This window comes from Ignatzschineria larvae DSM 13226, from assembly GCF_038500265.1.
In the GTDB taxonomy this organism is placed as follows: domain Bacteria; phylum Pseudomonadota; class Gammaproteobacteria; order Cardiobacteriales; family Wohlfahrtiimonadaceae; genus Ignatzschineria; species Ignatzschineria larvae.
The window spans coordinates 1,377,709-1,402,677 of sequence record NZ_CP150637.1 but is presented as its reverse complement, the minus strand read 5'-3'; the positions used below and the strand labels follow the sequence as shown (position 1 = coordinate 1,402,677).

The following is a 24,969-nucleotide window of genomic DNA, read 5'->3' as shown; positions in this document are numbered from 1 at the left end:
TTCTAAAACTTCTCTTATCGTAATGTTGTCACTTATTGATAGCATTAAAAAACATCATTCTTGCTAAAAATAAATTTAGGGGCTGTTGAACATTGCAGTTCAAAATAAAAAAAGCGAGCGGTAGAATATTATCGTCAAAAAAAACCTACCTCTCGCTATGTCTCGAACCATGCTTACAGATAAACTATGGCTGAAACTGAAGCCTATTCTCCTAGATTTGAATATCTATGACAAACCAAATTTAAGAAATATCGTTGAGGGTATTCTATTTAGAATGAGAACAGGTGTTCCTTGGAGGGATATTCCTGAGCAATTTGGGCGACCTAATACTATTTTTAAAACTTTTAGTCGTTGGTCTAAAAATAACAAGCTCTTGAAATTATTTAAAAAACTATCACAAGATGTTGACTATGAATGGCTGTTTATAGATGCAACTCACATTAGAGCTCACCAGCATAGCACAGGAGCAACCGCAGATAATCCTCAAGCAATATCTAAAAGTGTTGGTGGAAATAGTTCAAAAATTCATATGATCGTAGATGCTTGCGGTAATCCCTGTGAATTTATCGTAACAGATGGAACGACCCACGATATCAAGGTCGCTCCAGAGCTACTTAGCAGGGTTCATTTAAATACGACAGATTACGTTAGTGCAGATAAAGGTTATGATTCTGAGAGTTTTAGAGAAGATATTATAAATCAAGGAGCTAAAGCTATTATTCCTAAAAAGAGGAATACTCTTACGAATAATAATCATATGGACTGGCATATTTATAAAACTCGGCATTTAGTGGAGAATGCATTTGCAAGGCTGAAACATTTTAGAAGTATAGCAACAAGATATGACAAGCTAAAACAACATTATGAAAACAACGTTGCTTTAGCTTGTGCCTATATTTGGCTGAAGTTATGAATGTTCAACAGCCCCTAGTATATTTACATATATATATTATAATACACTACGTTTACAACGATTTATTTTTGTTTTTGTATTAGCGTTAGTTATTATCTGAGATTAGATTAAGGAGTACATAAATGAATAGAATTTTTAAGGTCATTTGGAATCATAAATTACAACGTAAAGTGGTTACAAGTGAATTAGGTCAGAGTGATACAGGTAATAGTTCAGTTGCAAAATCTACAAGTAGAACTATAGAAAGCACTCGTTACCCCCATAATAGAGTTTGGCTATCACTAATAATGGCTGGTTGTCTAATAACAACCTCATATGCGCAAGAAAGTGAAGAATTTTCTAATGAAAGCGCTTATGACTTATCTGCTCCTGAAGTTCTTCCTACTATAGAAGATGAGGATGATGATAAACAATCTATGCGATCAGTGGTTGTACCTAAATCTATTGTAGCAATTGCACCTTTTGCAGATCTTACAGGCAATAATGTTACAAGTGGATCTCTTACCATTACTAGTGATAATGATATTTGGACAGGGAACAATAATGACACATTGAATGTGACATTTAATCCAGGTGCCAAGATGTTTAAAACAAGTGCAAATTCTGTACTGAAGAACGTGAATATAATAGTGCCTGCAAATGCTGCCTTAGCATTGATGGGGAAGATTACCGGTACTATAACTGTCGATGCTTGGCAGAAGACAAATAATCAGCCTATAAATATTTACAACTACAATTCCATTGAAGAGCTAAAAGTCAGTACAACAGGTAGTGCAATTGATATACATAATTGGACTTGGGAAGGTGCAGATCACCCTGGACAGGCATATATTAAAAAGACAACGATTGATTTTTATGGACGTTCCGCAAAGGCTACTATTGAATTTGATAATCGTTCTAATAATAAAGCGCCTAAAACATCGAAAGCCGGTAGTATTAAATTCGATAAAGTTGTAGATGCCAGTAAGATTAGTATATTGAATAATACAGGGGTAATGTATGAGGAGGAAAATGCTCGTTGGAAAGATGGATTACAATTTGTTAGTGCGGATCGATGGAATGTATCATATAGCGGGTCTAATTCAGATGGTAAAGTCGTAACGATTGACAATAGAGCACGACCAGGAGCCAACGGATATATATATTGTACAGGCTCGTTGTATCTCGCGGATACTCAAAATCTAGACGCTAATTTTGTAGTGATGGGAGGACAAGTTGTATTTGGGATGAATGTTAATCGTAATGAGAAATCTCCAGCCCCTCAGTTTAAGGTTCGAGAATTAGATTCATTAGTTGTACTGTATGATTCAAAGATTGACTTTCGTCAAATGGGCAATATTGATACTAAAAAATTGATTATTGATACGAATCAACATCAGCAATCTAAAGGTAACACTACTAAAGTTATTTTGAATGCGACTGGTGGTCAATATAGGGCTCCTGTCAATCTTATAGATAGACAAATTGAGGTTGTCGGTAATGGTGGTCCTGTTATTATTGAAGCAGATGTGACTAAAACAGGTTCAACAGCTTTAGGTAGTAATTCACCCTTACAGATGATGTATTTTAATCAAACTATCAAAGACAGTAATCATCAAGCGACATTGCATTTTGATAACCGTAATAATGTACAAGATTATAAAACTATATCATTCACTAATAACTTTTTAAATACTTTTGAGTCTAAAAAAATTAGTGGTGATGGTGTTGGGTTTTATTTCGATAATCCAGAGCAATACAATCGATTATATGAGCGTAACCCTGATTTCCAAGGATTTGATATAACAGGATCCCATTTTGTTCTTTTAGGGGATCATACAAGCAAACCTATTGAATTAACATCTCTTCACAGCTATATCCATCTCGAACATCAAAATGCCCCAGGGCAAGTATTTGGTCGTTGGGATATGAAAGAAGGGTCATCAGGAGTTACTGATCCCAATAGACTGTATGTTGATTCAGACTGGTTACCATCACAAGATATACTGGCTGGCTCTACAAATTATACACATCTGGATGAAAACGGCACCTCTGATACTCTGATTACGGTGTTGAATCCTAGTGAAAATTTTAAAAATAATCCTAATATGTTAAAGGTTTATTCTGTCAAAGATCCCGATAAAAAGGCAGGGAATGTAGGGTGGAATGGGGGAGAAAAGAATGGGGTTGTTGTAAATAATGATTCTAATTCACAAATAATTGATGATGATGTAGCTAAGATTTATGTAGGAACAGGGCTTGCCTGGGGAGGTAAGAATGATCAAGACCTGTATCTTCGCTCAGGAGCCTATCGGTATGATATTAAATCAGGGAAAACCCTAAATCTCACAATTGGTAAAGAGACCGCAGAAACTGTATCTAAAGCAGTTATTAATGGTGATAATAGTGCTAATTTAGCAATAGATTCCAAACGCGGTATTATCACATTAGATGGAGTATACAACTATAAGGGATCGACGACGGTAACTGGTGCGGGTACCGTTGTTTTGAATAAAAATATTAGTCAAAATAACTTAATTGTTGAAGGTGGAACACTACGGTTAGCGATTAATAATCAAGAGTTTGCTGGCCTTAAGAATAAGGGAGAGATCCAATTACGTGGTAATTCTCTACTTGTTAAGGGAAATGATAATGTTCTTGGGACAATTGTCTTAGGAAACGGGCAATTAACGTTAGCTGGTAATAATACAATAACCAATGCATCACAATTAAAAGGTGGTGCAGATTCTACTATTGTACTAAATAAAGGTACGACCACGACGATTACGAGTGTGCAAAGTGATCTTGCTGCCAATATTAATGTTAATGGTACGTTATTATTTAATGATATTTTAAGTTTTGGTCAAGGGCGTTTAAATATTGGCTCAGATGGTCGTATTAAGATTCAAAATCAATCTGAATTTAACCAAGCTTTATCAGGTCAAGGGCAAGTAGATATTGTTGGTAAAGATGCACAGAATCACTTTGTATTTGGTTCAAATGTCGGTAATCAATATGCAGGAACCTATAATTTTACAACAGCGACTCTTTCTGCTAAAGAAGGAAGCAATCAGCAAACAATTAGTGGGAAAAGTAATCTTGTTTTAAACGAGGGTGCTACGCTGGTAATGGATGGCAATCTTACCGCTAAAAATGCAACCTTTAATAAAGATTCTAGCTTGAATTTCAATGGAAGTTTAGCTGGAACGCCAAAAGTAGATGGGAAATTGACTGTTAATCAACTCAATCTCAATGGGGGTACAGTTAATATCACTATTGAAGATGGATATGGTCAAGGAGCGGAAAGCAATGGTAGTCCAATTAAGGATGGAGCCGAACTGACTGCTGAGCAAGTATTTGCTTCAGGTGTTGGTAAAAAACATAATTTGACGCTTGTTGATTCTGGAAATCAGTCTGTTATTTTAAATGATAGTACCAAGGTATCTGTTAATGGTGAAGAAGTTAAAGTGCAGGATGAAGAGAGTTTTATCGAACTAGAGCGTACTCTTCGCCAAAACAATGCAATTGTTGGTTTTGCAAAATATGGTGAAGGTGTTACCACAACAAATGGAGATCGTAATGGTCTATTTGTTACTTCAGGACTCCATTCTGTTCAAATCATTCAAGGAAGAGAATTAGATATTAAAGCAACTGACAGTGACAAAGACAAAAGTTTTGCTTTACTTTTGACTGGAGCTGGGGGAGTTGTACTTGATGCAAACCAAGTGGGTATGCAATATGGTAATGCAAGTAATAGCTACACTGGTGGCACAACTGTCAAAAATGGTACAGTTAATCTTACTAAAAAAGATGGCTTTGGTTTAGGCGCTTTAGTCATTACTGATAATGGTATTGTTAATCTTCATGATCAATCACAATCTGTCACAAATCTGAAAAATGAAGGTGCGTTAAAGATAGCTCAAGATGGTACTCTTACTGTAAGTGGGAAAGGTACCAGTACAAAATCAGACGGTTTACAAGGTCAAGGAACTTTAGTAGTTTCTGGTATTGATGCCGGCCTTACTTTATCTGCTGATAATAATAATTGGGGTGGGAAATTTGATGTTCAAAATGGCGTTTTGACGGTTCAAAGTGATCAAGCTTTAGGATCAAGTAATGTTGTACTAGCAGAGAATGGGGTATTAGATATTGCCTTGAAACAAGGTGATACTTATACATTTAACACCTCAGTAAGCGGTAGTGGTAAAGTCGATATTAATGCAAGTGATAGAGAGCTTGTATTTGGTGATAAAATTAATCCAGAATTTACAGGTACTTATTCTCTTAAAAATGTCAAAAATACAGATTTATCAGGTGATAAATTTGCTCAGAGTAGTATTATAATCGGTGAGAATTCTACAGCAACAATCAAGGGTGAATCATCCTTTAATAATTTCACTATGGATGGTTCAGATAGTCAGCTTAATTTCAACTTTGGTATAGGAAGTCAGGATAGCCTTTTAGTTGCTAATAATCTTTATATTAAAAGCGGTATTATTAATGTAAATATTGCAACTGATGAGAAAGGACGAGCAACTAGATCAGATGCACCACAAAGCGTCAATGATATTTTTGGTTCAAGTGACACTCATCAATTAGCTAAAGTTTCAGGGAATGGCAGTTTAGAGGTTGGGGATAGTGTTGTTTATAAAATAAATGGCAAAACAATTAATGAGGGAGATACTGTAGAGCAAACTTTTACTCTTGCTGATAATAAAACCAAAGTGAAGGTAACTTATGGGTATATCTTTGGCACAGGAGATATGCTGATCGCAGATAACGCAGATAAAGGGCTATACCTCAAGTATGAAGCCAAAAATGTGACGATTATTGAAGGCGATTATAATAATACCAATAATAGTAATGGTGCTAATACAGGTGGCTCAGATGTTACTGTTGAAAATGGTGGTAGTATCAATAATGATGGTGGAAAATTAGAAACTGAAGGTGGCGACTTATCTACCAATTGTACTAATACTGACCCGAAAAAATGTGGGGATATTAATAATCAAAATAAGGGTGAGATTAATACCGCTAATCCAGTAAAACCAGGGGAAGGTGGTGATCTTAACTCTGGTGGTAATATTAATAACGGCGATGGTACGATTATTACAGATGGTGGTAATGTTAATGCCGGTGGGAATATTGATAATAAAAATGGTGATATTACGACAGGAGGAGGTAATGTCTCAGGTAATGGTATTAATAATGATGGTGGAAATATTGATACTTCAAAACCAGAAGGAGAAGAAGGGAAAGGTGGTAATGTTAATGCCGGAAATGGTGGCATTAGCAATAATCCCGATCAAGATAATCAAGGTGGAAATATCATTACTGATGGTGGTAATGTTACGACTAAGGATAATGGGAACCTTGAAAATAGTGGTAATGTAAATACTGCAAAACCGGGTGATACAGGTGGTAATGTCATTATTGATGGCACTTTGGATAATAAATCTGGAGGTAATATTGTAACTGGTGGCGGTAATGTTTCTGGCGGTGCCGGTATCAATAATGAAGGTAAGATAGACTCCTCAAATCCGAATGGTGAAGGTGGAAATATCACATCTGGTGGCGACCTCACCAATAAAAAACCATCAGAAAATGCAAAATCTGGTGATGGTGATGTCATAACTGGCGGTGGAGATATTATTGTCGGTGGTGAGATTGATCCTGAAACTGGTAAGCCTGTAGTCGATGAAAATGGTAAGCCAAAACCAGGCAATGGTGGAAATCTCACCAATAATGGTGGTGTGATTGATACCTCGAAAGAAGATGATAAAGGTGGAAACATTATTGTTTACCCAACACCAGAGTGTGATGAGTCAAGTGAAACTGAATGTAAAGGTGATTTCACCAATAACGGCGGTGAAACGAAAACCGGCGGTGGAAATATTGAAGTAGGTAAAGATCTTACTAACCAAAATGGTGGTAAGATCGATACCTCTCGCCCAGGAGAAATAGGCGGAGATATCTCAGCTAAAGGGGATATTACCAACGAAGGAGCAGAAAGTGAAATCAAGACTGGTGGTGGCAACATCACAGCTAATGGTAATTTAACCAACCAAGGTGGTCAGATCACAACTGAGGGCGGTAATGTTTCAATCGATAATAATGTCACTAACAGCGGCAAGATTGATCTTGGCGGTGGTGAGATGAATGTTGGTGGAATGCTTGATAATAAGAAAGAAGCTGGCGAAATCATTATTGGTAACAAAGATGGTAAACCTGGCAAAGTCGATGTGACCGGAGAGCTCAAAAATGATGGGGTTATCGATTTAGATGGCGGTAATCTCAATATCAATGGCGGTGGTTCATCAACCAAAGATGGCGGTCTCAAAGGGGATAGCGGTAGTATCAATGTCCCTGGTAGCAAAACAAATGGGGATAATACCTTTACTGTGAGCGGTAACAATAGCGGCTTAGGTTCTGGCGTGAATGTCAATATTGGCAAAGGTGAAGGGAATAACGGTAACGGCCATATTGTTATTGATCAAGGTGGAAGCCTTGGTGAAGCGGGTATCAAAAATGATGGTACTTTAACGCTTGTGGGTGAAAAGACCGGTAATGATGCTGTGAAAAACAACATTAGCGGTCAAGGGCATATTAATATTAAGCCAGGTACTGAAGGTGAGAATCCTGGGGATGTTGAACTTGCCGGTGATAATAGCGGTTTTGGTGGCACCATTAAGGTTGATGAAAATGGAAACCTCATCATTAACGATGATCTTAAACATTTAGGTGGAGAAGGTGCGACAGTTAATTTAGAAACTGACAATTCTCACTTGACTTTCAATAATATTCCTAAAGAGAGTGATTCAAATAACACTTTAGAGCAAACCATTAAAGGTCAAGGGGATGTTACGCTTAATGATAGCGAGATTGTAGTTAAGGGCGATAATTCAAATTTCAATGGTAGCTGGACGTTAGGATCAAAACCAGGGACAGAAAATGGCGGCAGTTCGCTCACTGTTTCGAAAAATGACAATCTTGGTGGTGAGGGCAATACTGTCAATATCGGCGCTAGTAGTACCTTGGTACTCGATCACTTCAATAAGTCACCAGAGGGAGGTTCGTTAGATCTTAACCACTTAAATAGTACTCTTAAAGGCGATGGAACAGTCAGTCTTGTGAATACTGATCTTGATTATCAAAAAGATAAAGCAAATGACTTTGGTGGAAACTTTGATGTAGACCAAAATTCTAATTTAAAAGTAAAAGATAATGGGTTTAATCATGGCCTAACTGGTAATGGTCAATTAACTATTGATGCGAATCAAGGAGAGTTTAACTTCGGGGGTAATGTTGGTTCAGATTTCGCTGGAACGGTGAATATTAATAATGGCCAATTGACTCTAAATGACAACAATAGTAATGCAGTCAGTAAAGGTACGCTTAATATTGGAAGTGATTCTAATGTGAGTTTTGAGAAAGATGCTCAAGGTAATCAAGAACTCAATAATGTGAGCTTTGGTGGCGGTCAATTAACCTTTAATAATGGTATCTCTCAAGAGTGGGCTCAAATGAGTTCTACGAACGTATTAAATACGAATACTCTTGATTTCTCAAATGGTGGTACAGTGCGTGTTGAGGGAATGCCGGAAGCATTAGATCCATCTACTCAAGGTTTGAGTTTAATTGATTTAAACGTTGCAGATAATGCCTATCTCCAATTAGCAAGTACAAAAGAGGTTAAGGGAGACATTAGCGAGCTGAATTTAGAATTAACTGATCAACAAGGTCAGTCAGTAAAGGATAAGGCTGTAAATATTACTAATAAATCGACTGCACCAAATGATTCAGAAGTAGTAGCAGAAGGAATATTTGCTTATGATTTGAGGTCAGAGGATAAGTCCAAAGATAAAGGTCTTTTCGTAAATTACCAGCTCACCGGACTTGCTATTCTTGATGGGAAAACCGTAATTCTTGAGGGCAGTAAAGATAAAGCAAATGCGTTTACAGCGTTAATTTCTGATAAATCAGGCAATGGAAATCTTGAGATTCGTAATATCGAGGGTAGTGCTGTTATCTTAAATAATAGCAAGAATAGCTATTCAGGAACGACAACGGTCGTGTCAGGTAGTTTGATTGCTGGTATTACTGGCGCCTTAGGTACGACTTCTATGCTGATAGTCTCTGAAAAAGCAACTTTTGATCTTAATGGTACTGAACAAACCGTTGGAGGATTGACTGTACGTAAAGATGGACGCTTTGAAGGAACTGGTGTTCTAGAGCATAAGGAAGGAAATAGTGGGATCTTTTACAATGCCGGTACTATCCAAGTAGGGATGTCCGATGCGCAGAAGATAAGTAATGAAGATACAATTAATCATTTAAAGTTTAATTCTGCACTTCGCAATGAGGGAGCATTGGATCTTCGTGGGCCAAAGATTGGTAATACATTAACTATTACAGGTAATTATGAAGGTGCTGGTGATGATGCAGCGCTCCATATGAATGCCCATATTATGGGAAACCATTCAGCTACAGGCGATCAACTAATTATTGAAGGAAAAGCTTCGGGTCAAACAAATGTCTTTATTACAACAACTGGTGTAGCTGGTCAATTAGTTGTTGGTGATTTAGCAATGATCAAAACAGGTGGGTCAACTGAAAATGCGTTCAAATATAATGATGTCAAAAAAGGTTCATACGAGCAGTTCTTAGTATTATCTAATGACAACTGGTATTTGACGACTGATTTTGAACCAACAGAACAACCAGGTACTGGTGGCGAAAACGGCAACGGTGGCGAGAACGGCGGTGAAAGTGGTGGCGATAAACCAGGCACTGGCGGCGAAAACGGCGGTGAAAGTGGTGGCGACAAACCAGGTACTGGCGGTGAAAACGGCGGTGAAAGTGGTGGCGACAAACCAGGTACTGGCGGCGAGAGCGGCGGTGAAAGTGGTGGCGACAAACCAGGTACTGGCGGCGAGAACGGCGGTGAAAGTGGTGGCGACAAACCAGGTACTGGCGGCGAGAACGGCGGTGAAAGTGGTGGCGACAAACCAGGTACTGGCGGCGAAAACGGCGGTGAAAGTGGTGGCGACAAACCAGGTACTGGCGGCGAAAACGGCGGTGAAAGTGGTGGCGACAAACCAGGTACTGGCGGTGAAAACGGCGGTGAAAGTGGTGGCGACAAACCAGGTACTGGCGGCGAGAACGGCGGTGAAAGTGGTGGCGACAAACCAGGTACTGGCGGCGAGAACGGCGGTGAAAGTGGTGGCGACAAACCAGGTACTGGCGGCGAAAACGGCGGTGAAAGTGGTGGCGACAAACCAGGTACTGGCGGCGAAAACGGCGGTGAAAGTGGTGGCGACAAACCAGGTACTGGCGGTGAAAACGGCGGTGAAAGTGGTGGTGATAAGCCAGGCTCTAATGGATCAGGATCGGACTATGATAATTCCGGTAAAGATACTAATACTGAAGGTGGTGATGTCAATGCACCTGGTGGTGATGTCAATAATAAAGATGGAAACCTTGAAACCGGTGGCGGTAATGTCAATGGCGATAATGGCATCAATAATGAAGGTGGAAATATCGATACATCAAAACCTGGTAAACCAGGTGAAGGTGGAGATGTAACAACCAAAGATGGTGACATCAACAATAAAGATGGGGAAATCAATACTGACGGTGGTAATGTCAATACCGGCGGTAATGGTTCTATCAATAACGGTGGTGATGCCAATGGTGAAAATGGTGGGTCGATCAATACCGGCGGTGGTAATGTTGAATCAGGTAAAGATATCAACAATAACAATGGCGGTAAGATAGATACCTCTAAGCCTAATAAACCCGGTGAAGGTGGAGACGTCACCGCGAAGAATGATGTCAATAACAAAGGCGGAGAGATCAACACTGATGGTGGTGATGTGAATGCTGGCGGTAAAGTCGATAATGGCATTGGCGACAATGGTAAAGGTGGTGAAATCACAACCGGTGGCGGTAATGTTAATGGCGATAATGGCATCAATAATGAAGGTGGAAATATCGACACATCAAAACCTGGCAAACCAGGTGAAGGTGGAGATGTAACAACCAAAGATGGTGACATCAACAATAAAGATGGGGAAATCAATACTGACGGCGGTAATGTCAATACCGGCGGTAATGGTTCTATCAATAACGGTGGTGATGCCAATGGTAAAAATGGTGGGTCGATCAATACCGGCGGTGGTAATGTTGAATCAGGTAAAGATATCAACAATAACAATGGCGGTAAGATAGATACCTCTAAGCCTAATAAACCCGGTGAAGGTGGAGACGTCACCGCGAAGAATGATGTCAATAACAAAGGCGGAGAGATCAACACTGATGGTGGTGATGTGAATGCTGGCGGTAAAGTCGATAATGGCATTGGCGACAATGGTAAAGGTGGTGAAATCACAACCGGTGGCGGTAATGTCAATGGCGATAATGGCATCAATAATGAAGGTGGAAATATCGATACATCAAAACCTGGTAAACCAGGTGAAGGTGGAGATGTAACAACCAAAGATGGTGACATCAACAATAAAGATGGGGAAATCAATACTGACGGTGGTAATGTCAATACCGGCGGTAATGGTTCTATCAATAACGGTGGTGATGCCAATGGTGAAAATGGTGGGTCGATCAATACCGGCGGTGGTAATGTTGAATCAGGTAAAGATATCAACAATAACAATGGCGGTAAGATAGATACCTCTAAGCCTAATAAACCCGGTGAAGGTGGAGACGTCACCGCGAAGAATGATGTCAATAACAAAGGCGGAGAGATCAACACTGATGGTGGTGATGTGAATGCTGGCGGTAAAGTCGATAATGGCATTGGCGACAATGGTAAAGGTGGTGAAATCACAACCGGTGGCGGTAATGTCAATGGCGATAATGGCATCAATAATGAAGGTGGAAATATCGATACATCAAAACCTGGTAAACCAGGTGAAGGTGGAGATGTAACAACCAAAGATGGTGACATCAACAATAAAGATGGGGAAATCAATACTGACGGTGGTAATGTCAATACCGGCGGTAATGGTTCTATCAATAACGGTGGTGATGCCAATGGTGAAAATGGTGGGTCGATCAATACCGGCGGTGGTAATGTTGAATCAGGTAAAGATATCAACAATAACAATGGCGGTAAGATAGATACCTCTAAGCCTAATAAACCCGGTGAAGGTGGAGACGTCACCGCGAAGAATGATGTCAATAACAAAGGCGGAGAGATCAACACTGATGGTGGTGATGTGAATGCTGGCGGTAAAGTCGATAATGGCATTGGCGACAATGGTAAAGGTGGTGAAATCACAACCGGTGGCGGTAATGTTAATGGCGATAATGGCATCAATAATGAAGGTGGAAATATCGACACATCAAAACCTGGCAAACCAGGTGAAGGTGGAGATGTAACAACCAAAGATGGTGACATCAACAATAAAGATGGGGAAATCAATACTGACGGCGGTAATGTCAATACCGGCGGTAATGGTTCTATCAATAACGGTGGTGATGCCAATGGTAAAAATGGTGGGTCGATCAATACCGGCGGTGGTAATGTTGAATCAGGTAAAGATATCAACAATAACAATGGCGGTAAGATAGATACCTCTAAGCCTAATAAACCCGGTGAAGGTGGAGACGTCACCGCGAAGAATGATGTCAATAACAAAGGCGGAGAGATCAACACTGATGGTGGTGATGTGAATGCTGGCGGTAAAGTCGATAATGGCATTGGCGACAATGGTAAAGGTGGTGAAATCACAACCGGTGGCGGTAATGTCAATGGCGATAATGGCATCAATAATGAAGGTGGAAATATCGATACATCAAAACCTGGTAAACCAGGTGAAGGTGGAGATGTAACAACCAAAGATGGTGACATCAACAATAAAGATGGGGAAATCAATACTGACGGTGGTAATGTCAATACCGGCGGTAATGGTTCTATCAATAACGGTGGTGATGCCAATGGTGAAAATGGTGGGTCGATCAATACCGGCGGTGGTAATGTTGAATCAGGTAAAGATATCAACAATAACAATGGCGGTAAGATAGATACCTCTAAGCCTAATAAACCCGGTGAAGGTGGAGACGTCACCGCGAAGAATGATGTCAATAACAAAGGCGGAGAGATCAACACTGATGGTGGTGATGTGAATGCTGGCGGTAAAGTCGATAATGGCATTGGCGACAATGGTAAAGGTGGTGAAATCACAACCGGTGGCGGTAATGTCAATGGCGATAATGGCATCAATAATGAAGGTGGAAATATCGATACATCAAAACCTGGTAAACCAGGTGAAGGTGGAGATGTAACAACCAAAGATGGTGACATCAACAATAAAGATGGGGAAATCAATACTGACGGCGGTAATGTCAATACCGGCGGTAATGGTTCTATCAATAACGGTGGTGATGCCAATGGTAAAAATGGTGGGTCGATCAATACCGGCGGTGGTAATGTTGAATCAGGTAAAGATATCAACAATAACAATGGCGGTAAGATAGATACCTCTAAGCCTAATAAACCCGGTGAAGGTGGAGACGTCACCGCGAAGAATGATGTCAATAACAAAGGCGGAGAGATCAACACTGATGGTGGTGATGTGAATGCTGGCGGTAAAGTCGATAATGGCATTGGCGACAATGGTAAAGGTGGTGAAATCACAACCGGTGGCGGTAATGTTAATGGCGATAATGGCATCAATAATGAAGGTGGAAATATCAACACATCAAAACCTGGTAAACCAGGCGAAGGTGGGGATGTAACAACCAAAGATGGTGATATTATTAATAAACCTGATAATAACGGTAATGGCGGTTCTATCATCACCGGAGGTGGTAATATCAATGGTGGCGGAAAACTTGAAAATGATGGCACTATTAAAACTGATGGTGGTGATATCTACATTAAAGGAGATGTTAACAATAATAACAAGATTGAGCTCGATGGCGGTGAGATGAAAGTTGGGGGTAACCTTAATAATAATTTATCCGGTGATATCTCTATCGGTACCAAAGGCAATGGAAATAAACCAGGAAAAGTTGAAGTAGATGGCAGTCTCAATAATCAGGGAGTTATTGACCTTGATGGTGGGAACTTAGTCATTAATGGCGGTGGTTCATCGACAAAAAATGGTGGTTTGAAAGGTGATACCGGTAATATCATTGTTAATGGGGATAAAGACTTTAGTGTAACTGGCAAAAATGACGGTCTTGGTAAGGATGTAACTGTTGAGATTGGTCCAAATGATAAGGATAAGAGCAATGTAACCATCAACCAAACTGAGAGCTTAGGTTCTGCCGGAGTTAATATCGGTGCTGGTGGCTCTCTCATCCTTGATCGTTATAACAAAGATCAAAATGGTATCTCACCAGACCCTAACTATCTCAATAACACAATTAGTGGTAATGGTACGTTAGGTCTTAAAGATACAGATCTTGACTATAACGAGAAGACTGCAGATTTTGATGGCACATTCAACGTTGATGCTGACTCAAATTTAAGAGTGAAAGACAATACCTTTGATAAGAAACTCATGGGTAATGGAACCTTGACCTTAAATGCAGAAGGTAAAGAGGGAGATATCACGCTTGGTAATAATGTCAAAGACTTTGGAGGAACCTTCAATCTTCAAAATGGGCAGTTTATCTTAGATGAGAAGTATGAAGTTCGTGGTAGTGAAACGAATACTTTATCGAATGCGACCTTGAAAGTCGGTGCAGGCTCAAATGTGAAGTATCAAGAGGGCTTTGACGGCGATAGTAATATCGGTGGTGTTGCTTTTGGTGGCGGAACGCTAATCTTCACTAATGGTGTTTACCAAGAAGGTGCACAGCTCAAATCGCAAAATGTGATGCATGTGGATACGTTAGATTTAAGAGATACCACAGGTGGCACAGTACGAGTTGAGAAGATGCCAGATACTTTGGATGATACTGTGAAGGATGGTTTAAGTCTGATTGAGCTTAATATCGGTGATCCACAATTGCAGTTAGTAGATGCGAAAGCAATAGAAGGCAACTTAACTAGTAATCTCAAATTAGAGATGACAGGTGAAGATGGTAAACCGCTTACTAATAAGGCAACTATTCAGAAGTTGACGAATAGCGGAATCTCTACTGATGGCAGTGGCAAAGCAGTAGCAGAGGGAACATTCGATTATGGTTTAACAACAAGCCAGAAAGATGATGGTCTCTATGTGAGCTATCAATTGCAGAAACTTGCGATCCTTGATGGTAGTACTGTGGTATTAGAAGGTATTGCGGGTAACAATAATACTTTCAAAGCTGATATTTCTGAGAAAGGAGGTCATGCAGCAGGTAGTATTGAGATTCGTAACAATACCAAAGAGGGCGTTGTTACATTGTCAGGTAATAACAGCTATCACGGAGCAACAACGGTTACTTCCGGTGGCTTAAAAGTTGCCGGTGACAAAGCGCTTGGTAATACCTCTTATCTCACTGTTAAAAATGGTGCGAACTTCAACTTGAATGGCACAACACAAACTGTGGGTGGCATGATGGTTGAGAAAGGAGGATTATTCTTCGGTACCGGTCATTTGAATGGTACAAAAGGTGCTATCTTCAATAATGCTGGCACTATTCAAGTAGGTCTGAATGATACTTCAGGTCAAGCGCGCGGCATGCAAGCAACAGGCACTGAAGATCTCTATCTAGGCGCAACCTTACACAATAGTGGCGATATTCGTCTTGCGGGTAATATTGCGGGTAATATTGTTGGGAATACCTTAACAATTGATGGTGATTACACAGGAAGTGGTAATGCTATGCTCTATATGAATGCCAATATCAATGGCGTGGGTAAATCCATTGCCGATAAATTGGTCATTAAAGGTAAAGCAGATGGTACCACTAAGGTCAATGTCAATACATCGGGTGCAGGAGGTAAACTTGGTGAGAAAGATCTGATGTTGATCGAGACGATTGAATCTTCTGATGATGCATTTAAAGCTGCCAATACCATTACTTTAGGTAGTTATGAATACTTCTTAACGAAAGGAAAAGAAGATCATAATTGGTATCTATCGGGTGATCTTGCAACAGAAGATCCAAACAAACCAGTAGATCCAAACAAACCAGTAGATCCAGATAAACCAGATAATCCAAATACCCAACCTGCGAAAGGTATATACTTCCGCTCAGATATTGGGGTGAATATTGCGAACACTAAAGCCGCTGTTCATACTCAAATTCCTGGATTAGGCGGTGTTGGTCTTGGAGGTAATGAAGTGAGTGCAAGCGGTATCCGTTCACTCGGTTTGAATACCTCTACGATCAATGGTGAATTTATGCCTGATAGTAGTATTTGGAATATTACCCGTGGCGGTAAGAACAAAGGTCGTACAGGTGAAGGTCAAGTCGATTATGACAATGATTACTTCAGCACGACGATCGGGGGAGATCATCTCTTTGATCTAGGTATGGATGGAACTGCTCGGTTAGGTTTAATGATCACGACGATGAAGGCAAAAACTCATGCGAATAACCAATTCCTTGAGATTATGTCTAACGGTAAAGAGAAACGTGAATCTAAAGGTCGTGTAACGGGTCAGGCATTTGGAATCTATGGTACTTGGTACTTAGAGAACGATAATCCATTAACACCTTATATTGATGGATTGATCTCTTACGGTACTTATCGTAATAAAGTGGAAAGTCATGGTAACCCAACATCATCGTATCGTTCACATCTCTGGAACATTACGTTACAAGGTGGATATCCAATCGACTTAGGTAATAATGTTGTGATTGAACCACAAGCACAATTGACCTATCTAAACTTCAGTGCGAAGCGTTATCGGGATGAGAGTTCCGGCGTTTGGGTGAAAAACTCAATCTCTGGTAATACTGCTGGCCGTGTAGGACTCTTTGTCTATCCAAAAGAGGGTGATATCAAGCCTTATGCCGGTATTAACCTCTGGTACGATGGTACTAAAGCCGTAACGCAGTTTGATGGAGATAAATTCGATGGCTTACGCGACGGATTCTCTGTTGAGTTGAAAGCTGGGGTGACGGGTGTGATCGCGGAGGATCTCACAATGACGCTCGATACTTTCTATCGTAAAGGTAAACATAAATCGAAGGATTATGGTGCGGGCATGACGCTTAAGTATCGTATTCCACAAAAAGCGATTGATTAACCATTGATTTAAAATACACTATTCTGTTTTACAGTGATTAATATAGAGCCATCAAGTAGAAATATTTGATGGCTTTTTTTATCTGCAGTTTTAGTAACCCTAAGTCATAGTAAGATCGGTTCAAAATAAGCATTATTTAAATGCCGGCGTATCAGTTGATCGAGGCAAGGAAGCTGTTCTATCTGACATTTTGTAAGAACTGTTTAAGTAGGTTCTAAATTAGTGATTGAACATATTTGCAAGAGTGGGGAATCTTAAACCGGTATGACTATCAATATAGAAATATTTCTTAATTGTTACAGAATTGTCACAATCGATTTATATACTGTCTTCAGTCGCGGGAATGAAGACACAAAATCTACCCGTCTCCTTAAATCATAAACTTTTATTTTGTACACTTAGGAGCGTTTCTATATGAAAACTTTCAAGAACAACATCGCAAAATTAACGGCTGCAGTCGCTTTTGGTGTTGCAGTAAGTGCAACAGGCGCAATGGCGCAAAACCCTGTAACAGTTACCGGCGCGGGTGCTTCTTTCCCCGCACCAGTGTATGCCAAATGGGCTGCTGAATATGCCAAAGAGACTGGTAATCGTATTAACTACCAATCAATCGGTTCATCTGCAGGTGTTAAACAGATCGAAGCGGGGACAGTAGATTTTGGTGCATCAGATGCGCCACTTTCTGAAGCGCAGCTTAAAGAGAAAGGTTTAATCCAATTCCCAACCGTAATCGGTGGTGTGGTATTAGCGATTAACGTGGATGGTATCAAAACAAATGAATTAGTATTAGATGGCGAAACTTTAGGTGACATCTATCTTGGTAAAATCAAGAAATGGAATGACCCCGCAATCGCTAAATTAAATCCTTCATTAACCCTTCCTAATCAAGATATCTCTGTTGTTCGTCGTGCAGATGGTTCAGGTACTTCATTCATCTTCACAGGCTACCTTGCAAAAGTGAATAACGAGTGGAAAGAGAAAGTCGGTAGCGGTTCAACTGTGAACTGGCCTGTGGGTATCGGTGGTAAAGGGAATGACGGTGTGACAGCATTCGTTCAACGTATCGAAGGTTCAATCGGTTATGTTGAGTATGTATATGCAAAACAAAATAACTTAAGTTACACAAAATTAGTCTCTAAAGATGGCGAAATCGTAAGCCCTGGAATCGATTCATTTAGTGCAGCGGCTAAAGAAGTTAAATGGAATGAGTCTTTTGTACAAGATATGACGGACAAACCAGGTAAAAATGCGTGGCCTTTAGCTTCTACAACTTTTGTGTTGCTTCACAAAGAGCAAAAAAATTCTGTAGTAATTAATGAGATCGTAAATTTCTTTAACTGGGGATTTGGAAAGCAAGGTCAAGAGATTGTGACTGCGCTTGATTATGCACCACTTCCAGAGAATGTCGTTGAGATCATTCAAACAACACTCAAAAATGATATTGAAATCAAATAAAAAGATAATTGATAACGGTTTAATACTCGATGATTAGAATGATTCAATATCAATCCTGGTCAGAGTCGTAGTTAAACAAAGAAAACCCAATCATAGAATGAATTATTATGATTGGGTTTTCGTCTTCAAGATCAATTTATCATTTATCTTGTTGTAAATTGGTTTATGATATTGAATTTTTAGAAGTGCATAAATGTAGAGCTAGAAATATAGTAAATCTAGTTTAAGAAAAGTGGTTTTTAAACAGTTATTGCAGGATTTTAAAAGAACATAAACCGTACTCAATAACACTTGCAAGATGCCGGATAGAATAGCTACCTCTCTTTTTACAACCGATGCGCCGGCATTTTAATAAGCTTATTTTGAACCGATATTACTATAAAACTACAAAACAATGTTTGAATGAATATTTGAATTAGTTATCTATTTATCACTTGATCTACTGCATAGCGATTTCTTCTCAGAGGAATAAGATAGAGCCGTAGAGCAAGGTAGTAAAGTTACTCAAAATGTTACTCAAAACGATCAGTCAACGATCAACCTTAAAGAATCTAAAGAAGAGACTCGATGAAAACGATAAAGAATCCTCAGTCGCCTATTCCTGATAAAATTTTTGCCATTAGTGTAAAATCCTCAGCGATATTTGTTTTAATCCTCTTAACCGGCATTATGTTGTCCCTTATTATTGCTTCAATGCCGAGTATCAAAGAATTTGGTTTGAGCTTCCTCTGGAATAAAGAGTGGGATGCGCCAATGGATCAGTTTGGTGCTTTAGTACCAATCTACGGAACGATTATTACCTCTGTGATTGCGCTTGTGATCGCTGTTCCTGTGAGTTTTGGGATTGCGATCTTCTTGACAGAGCTTTCCCCACTTTGGCTACGTCGACCCATTGGTGTTGCGATTGAATTATTAGCGGCGATCCCTAGTATTGTTTACGGTATGTGGGGGCTTTTTGTCTTTGCACCGCTTTTCGCGAAATATTTCCAACGCCCATTAGAATCGTTCAGCAAAGATATTCCATTTCTGAAAGAGCTCTTTGCAGGGCCTGTTTTCGGGATCGGTATCTTAACTGCCGGGATTATTTTAGCGATTATGATTATCCCTTACATTGCCTCTGTCATGCGTGATGTATTTGAGAGAACGCCGAGAATTATGAAAGAATCGGCTTACGGTTTAGGGGCGACTACTTGGGAAGTGATCTGGAAAGTGATCCTACCTTATACCAAAAAAGGGGTATTCGGTGGGGTGATGCTTGGACTTGGGCGCGCACTAGGTGAAACGATGGCGGTCACATTTGTGATCGGGAATACCTATCAATTTGATAGCTTCTCACTCTTTGCACCAGGCAATAGTATTACGTCATCCCTTGCGAATGAATTTGCCGAGGCTTCAAGTGAATTGCATACAGCAGCCTTGATGGAGTTAGGTCTACTGCTCTTTATTATTACTTTTATCGTCTTAGCCATCTCTAAACTCTTTATGAAACAGGAGCGTGCATAATGAGCTCTTCTAATAACATTCGACAAGCAACGATGACGCAAGCAGAACGCACTGCTGTGATTGAAGCACGCAAGAAAAAGCAGCAACGCCGGAAATATATCAATAAATTCGCCATTACCTTATCGCTCATTGCAATGGCTTTTGGTCTCTTCTGGTTAATCTGGATTTTATGGACGACAGCGACAAAAGGAATGGGGGGCATCTCTCTGCAATTCTTCACCGAAATGACACCACCCCCGAATAGTGAGGGGGGCGGTTTACTCAATGCGATTGTGGGCAGTGGAATTTTAATCCTTTGGGCAACTGTTATCGGGACACCTTTAGGTATTTTGGCCGGGATCTATCTGGCAGAATATAATGCCGAAGGGAAGCTCTCAGCGGTTATTCGTTTTATCAACGATATCCTCTTATCAGCACCCTCTATCGTGATTGGTCTCTTTGTCTATACTGTTGTGGTCGTTCGAATGGGGCACTATTCAGCACTTGCCGGGATTATTGCTTTGGCTCTGATTCAGATCCCTATTGTGATTCGTACTACAGAGAATATGTTACTGCTCGTACCGAATACACTTCGGGAAGCCGCGTATGCCCTTGGAACACCTAAATGGAAGATTATTCTACGGATTACCTTGAAATCATCTCTATCAGGAATTGTTACAGGGATTCTATTAGCGATTGCTCGAATTTCAGGGGAAACCGCACCGTTACTCTTCACGACGCTCTCTAATCAATTCTGGAGTACGAATGTGATGGAGCCAATGGCAAGTTTGCCGGTTACAATCTACAACTTTGCAATGACGCCAGATAGTAACTTGCAAGCACTTGCGTGGTCAGGGGTATTCTTTATCACAATGGCGATCTTGTTACTCAATATTATCGTTCGGGTCTTCTTTAAGTCCAATACGAAAAACGATTAATAGCTCAGGAAAAACAGATATAAAGCAATCAAGATGGCAGAAGAGAAGAGTTTTGATAGAGATAAGATGCTTGTTTTGTCATCATTCTGTCATATTGATTGTTTACACTAAAACCGCTTATTCCCTCGAATGTCGCGAGAGGATACTCAAACTCTAGTAGGAATAGTAGAATGAATTTAGATAATAAAACCAATGCCGATCACATTGATAATGCTGCGCACGATCCATTTATAGCGGCAAGCAATAAAGCGACGGTAGAGAAGAAAGAACATGCTGCCAAGATCAGTGTGCGTAATTTGAATTTCTATTACCAAAAATTTCACGCGTTACATAATATTACGCTAGATATTCCAGAGAACCAAGTAACCGCATTTATTGGTCCTTCAGGTTGTGGTAAATCAACCCTTCTTCGCACATTTAACAAAATGTTTGAACTCTATCCAGAGCAACGTGCCGAAGGGGAGATTCTGATTAATGATGAAAATATCTTAACAAGTAAGCAAGATGTGGCGCTATTAAGAGCGAATGTTGGGATGGTTTTTCAGAAGCCTACGCCATTTCCGATGACCATTTATGACAATATTGCCTTTGGTGTCAAACTCTTTGAAAATCTTTCTCGGGCAGATATGGATGCGCGGGTAGAGTGGGCATTGACGAAAGCGGCGCTTTGGAGTGAAACCAAAGATAAATTACACGATCAAGGAACGAATCTTTCCGGCGGTCAGCAGCAGCGTTTGAGTATTGCACGTGCAATTGCGATTCGTCCTGAAATTTTGCTAATGGATGAGCCTTGTTCGGCACTTGACCCGATTTCAACGGGGAAAATTGAAGAGTTAATCTTTGAATTAAAAGAAGATTATACCATTGTGATGGTAACCCATAATATGCAACAAGCGGCTCGTTGTTCAGATAAAACCGCCTTTATGTATCTTGGTGACCTGATTGAGTTTGATGATACTGATACTATTTTCACGAAACCGAATCATAAGCAGACAGAAGATTATATTACAGGTCGTTATGGTTAAGGTATTTTTAAGGCATTATTAAGAAATACTTGAGAAGCGACTAGATCGGGATACAACCGATCGTAATAAAGGCACACAATGATTGAAGATCGCCAAAATGAGGATGCTCAATTAAATAGGATCGATTTTGGTGATTTTCCCAATTTTATGGGTTCGTAGGTAACGAAATGAAAAAATTAGATTTTAATAGCCATATCTCTGCACAATTTAATGCAGAGCTTGAGCGCTCAATGAGCAAAGTATTAGAGATGGGCGGATTGACTGAGCGTCAAATCCAAGATTCTATTAAAGCGATGATTACGCAAGATGAAGTACTTGCGAAAGAGATTATTGCCCGGGATGAAGTGATTAATGAATTAGAAGTAGAGATTAATGAGCTCTGCATTATGATCATTGCTAAACGCCAGCCCACCGCAAGTGATCTTCGCCTTTTGATTGTGATTATCAAAACAATTGCCGAACTTGAGCGTATCGCCGATAGTGCGCGTAATATCGCCAAAATGGCATTTACACCGCTACCTGAAAATCATGCTTCGATCCTAGTGTCGCTTGAATCTTTGGCTAATCGCAGTTTACGTTTCTTTGAGAAAGTACTCGATGCCTTTGCGCGTATGGACTTTGAAGCGGTATTAGATATCTATCCTGAAGATGATCGCATTGATGGGGAATATGATAATGTTATTCGTCAATTAATGACCTATATGATGGAAGATGGTCGCACGATTCCCTCGGTACTAAGTGCAATGCAGTGTGCCCGTTCTTTAGAGCGCATTGGGGATCGTTGCCAAAATATTTGTGAATTTATTATCTACTTCGTCAAAGGTGTTGATATTCGCGTTCAGAAGAATGCACGTTTAGAAGCATTACTGGAAAATCGAGATAAGAAAGCGTTGTAAAAATTTCAGTGGATAAATTTAAACCTCAGTTTTTTAGCTGAGGTTTTTTTATGGCTTATTGTCTATTTTTGATAACTCTTTGATGAATTCAATGGATAAGAGAAATAGTAAAGTTAAGTGTGTTGTTTATTAGGGAATTACTACAGTATTTGTTATGATCAAAATATAATTATGAACCAAATCTTAAAAGTTTTTATCCTGTATCGATAGAGAGAAATCTAAAATATGCGTATTCCATTAATGATGAAATCCATTGTATTGGCAACAGCTCTCACAGGCTTAACATTATTGAGTATGCCGGCAATGGCGCAAACTCAGCAGAGCAAAGAGTCTCAAGATTTTGCCATTTGCTTAATCAAGAAAACTTCTTCAATAGATCGTTTAGAACTTGTACAATGGATTTACGGTGCAATGTCCTTACATCCTGCGCTCAATGAACTTGCCGCGATTCCTCCCTATAAACGAGATATTATGGACCAGCGTTTAGCGAGATTAGTCACACGACTTTTAACCCAAGATTGCCGGCAGCCATTTCAAAAATTAATACAAACAGATGATGCAGAATCTGGTATTGAACTTGGTTTTACAGTATTAGGGGAAATTGCAATGGAGGGATTGTTAGAAGATCCGAAGGTTTCATCAGGACTCATTGATTATGTTCGATATTTAGATGAGGATCTTTTTTTAGATCTACTTGAAGAGTAAAAGATGTTGTTCTTAAGCGTATAGGTATCTCATTGATATTGGCTTAGATTAAGTAGATACTGTGGATATCAATATAGAGGAAAGCAGTTACAAAAATGGCATATTGTAGTATTTAATCGTAATTCACAATATGCCATCTATTTTGGGGGTAAAGCCATCAGTTATCGATGATCAATCAGTCATTGAGTCTAATCTGCTGAATGACGCAATATTGAATGAATCGCATTATATCGAGGGTTTGTAACGACCTCTTCTCCTAACTGATGGGCTGCAATCCAACCCCAACGTGGATTGAGTAACATTCCTCGGCCAATGGCAACAAGATCTGCTCTCTTCTCGGCAATCACTGATTCTGCTTCTTGTGCTGTAGTAATTAAACCAACGGCAATTGTGGTAAGGTCAGTTTTTTGTTTAATCGCTTCAGCAAAAGGTACTTGATAGAGTGGTTTGACGGGGATTTGTTGTTCTAATGAGAGAGCACCGGTGGAGACATGGATAAAATCAGCCCCTTTTGCTTTTAATTGTCGAGTTAATTCAATCGATTCTTCTAAATTCCAACCGCCATCGACCCAATCGGTTGCAGAGATACGCACACCGACAGCGACTTTAGGGGATACTTTCTCCCGTATAGCAGTAAAGACTTCCATAAGAAAACGAATACGGTTTTCAAAACTGCCGCCATAACGATCTGTACGTTGATTGGAAAGCGGAGAGAGGAATTCATGTAATAGATAACCATGTGCAGCATGAAGTTCTAATAATTCAAATCCAGCACGTTCCGAGCGAAGAGCTGCTTCAACAAAACCTTCAACGCGGTCAGCAATTTCAGCCTCTGTTAATGCCTTTGGAGTCGCATCATCGATATTAAAGGGTAGAGCAGAAGGTGCGACAGTTTGCCAGCCACCTTCGGCAATCGATAATTGTCGATCTGTTTTCCAAGGAATATCGGTCGAGGCTTTTCGGTCTGCATGGGCTAACTGGATTCCCATTTTAATAGGAGAATACTCTTTGATTTCTGATAGCAACGATTTAAATCCAGCTTCCTGTTCATCATTCCAAATCCCTAAATCAGCAGAAGAGATTCTACCTTCGGGTAATACCGCAGTCGCTTCCACAATTAAGAGAGAAGCCCCTGATTGTGCTAAAGAGCCATAGTGCATTGAATGCCAAGCAGAAGGAATACCTTCTATCGCTGCATATTGACACATTGGTGGAATTACGAGACGGTTTTCAAGTTGCAAAGCCCCTAGTTGATAAGGTGAAAATAGTTGACTCATAATATTGACCTCTATTAGATATCATCTATCACAATCGCACTATTTTTTATTAGTGACTAGTTACTAAATAAAATGGTAAAAAAGACTGTAAAAATAGATCTATATCAAAATGTTAATGAATGCTTTATGGTAGCGCTATAGATGTCAA

The 24,969-nt window shown here is 39.8% G+C and carries 9 protein-coding genes; 8 read left to right on the top strand and 1 reads right to left on the bottom strand.

Going from position 1 to position 24,969, the window contains the following annotated elements; translation table 11 throughout:
* Positions 1-157 precede the first annotated feature (157 nt).
* The 8 genes from WMO13_RS05775 (at position 158) to WMO13_RS05740 (ending at position 23,544) form a co-directional block, all read left to right on the top strand.
* Entirely contained in the window at positions 158-913 is a 756-nt protein-coding gene (locus WMO13_RS05775; RefSeq protein ID WP_342386815.1) for an IS5 family transposase, read from the top strand.
* A gap of 122 nt (positions 914-1,035) precedes the next feature.
* Entirely contained in the window at positions 1,036-17,043 is a 16,008-nt protein-coding gene (locus WMO13_RS05770) for a pertactin-like passenger domain-containing protein (protein WP_342386816.1), read from the top strand.
* A 414-nt stretch (positions 17,044-17,457) separates the two neighbouring features.
* The gene (gene pstS / locus WMO13_RS05765; RefSeq protein WP_026878970.1) at positions 17,458-18,498 is read left to right on the top strand and encodes a phosphate ABC transporter substrate-binding protein PstS; all 1,041 of its coding nucleotides are present in this window, start codon (positions 17,458-17,460) and stop codon (positions 18,496-18,498) included.
* Between the two features lie 567 nt (positions 18,499-19,065).
* The gene (pstC, locus tag WMO13_RS05760; protein WP_034855747.1) at positions 19,066-20,001 is read left to right on the top strand and encodes a phosphate ABC transporter permease PstC; all 936 of its coding nucleotides are present in this window, start codon (positions 19,066-19,068) and stop codon (positions 19,999-20,001) included.
* On the top strand, positions 20,001-20,918 hold the full coding sequence (gene pstA, locus WMO13_RS05755) for a phosphate ABC transporter permease PstA (protein ID WP_051396232.1): 918 nt from the start codon (positions 20,001-20,003) through the stop codon (positions 20,916-20,918). Before pstC ends, pstA begins: the two co-directional genes overlap by 1 nt.
* Before the next feature lie 170 nt (positions 20,919-21,088).
* Complete coding sequence (pstB, locus tag WMO13_RS05750) at positions 21,089-21,943, top strand: phosphate ABC transporter ATP-binding protein PstB (protein WP_084331483.1); 855 nt, start codon at positions 21,089-21,091, stop codon at positions 21,941-21,943.
* 167 nt (positions 21,944-22,110) lie between these two features.
* Positions 22,111-22,839, top strand: a complete 729-nt coding sequence (phoU, locus tag WMO13_RS05745; RefSeq protein WP_026878974.1) for a phosphate signaling complex protein PhoU — start codon at positions 22,111-22,113, stop codon at positions 22,837-22,839.
* Between the two features lie 225 nt (positions 22,840-23,064).
* Positions 23,065-23,544, top strand: coding sequence for a hypothetical protein (locus WMO13_RS05740; protein WP_026878975.1), 480 nt, complete (start codon positions 23,065-23,067; stop codon positions 23,542-23,544).
* A gap of 188 nt (positions 23,545-23,732) precedes the next feature.
* On the opposite strand, the gene WMO13_RS05735 is transcribed toward WMO13_RS05740, so the two are convergent.
* Positions 23,733-24,821 (bottom strand): NADH:flavin oxidoreductase/NADH oxidase, encoded by a 1,089-nt coding sequence (locus tag WMO13_RS05735; RefSeq protein ID WP_026878976.1) that lies wholly within the window; start codon positions 24,819-24,821, stop codon positions 23,733-23,735.
* Positions 24,822-24,969: the final 148 nt, after the last annotated feature.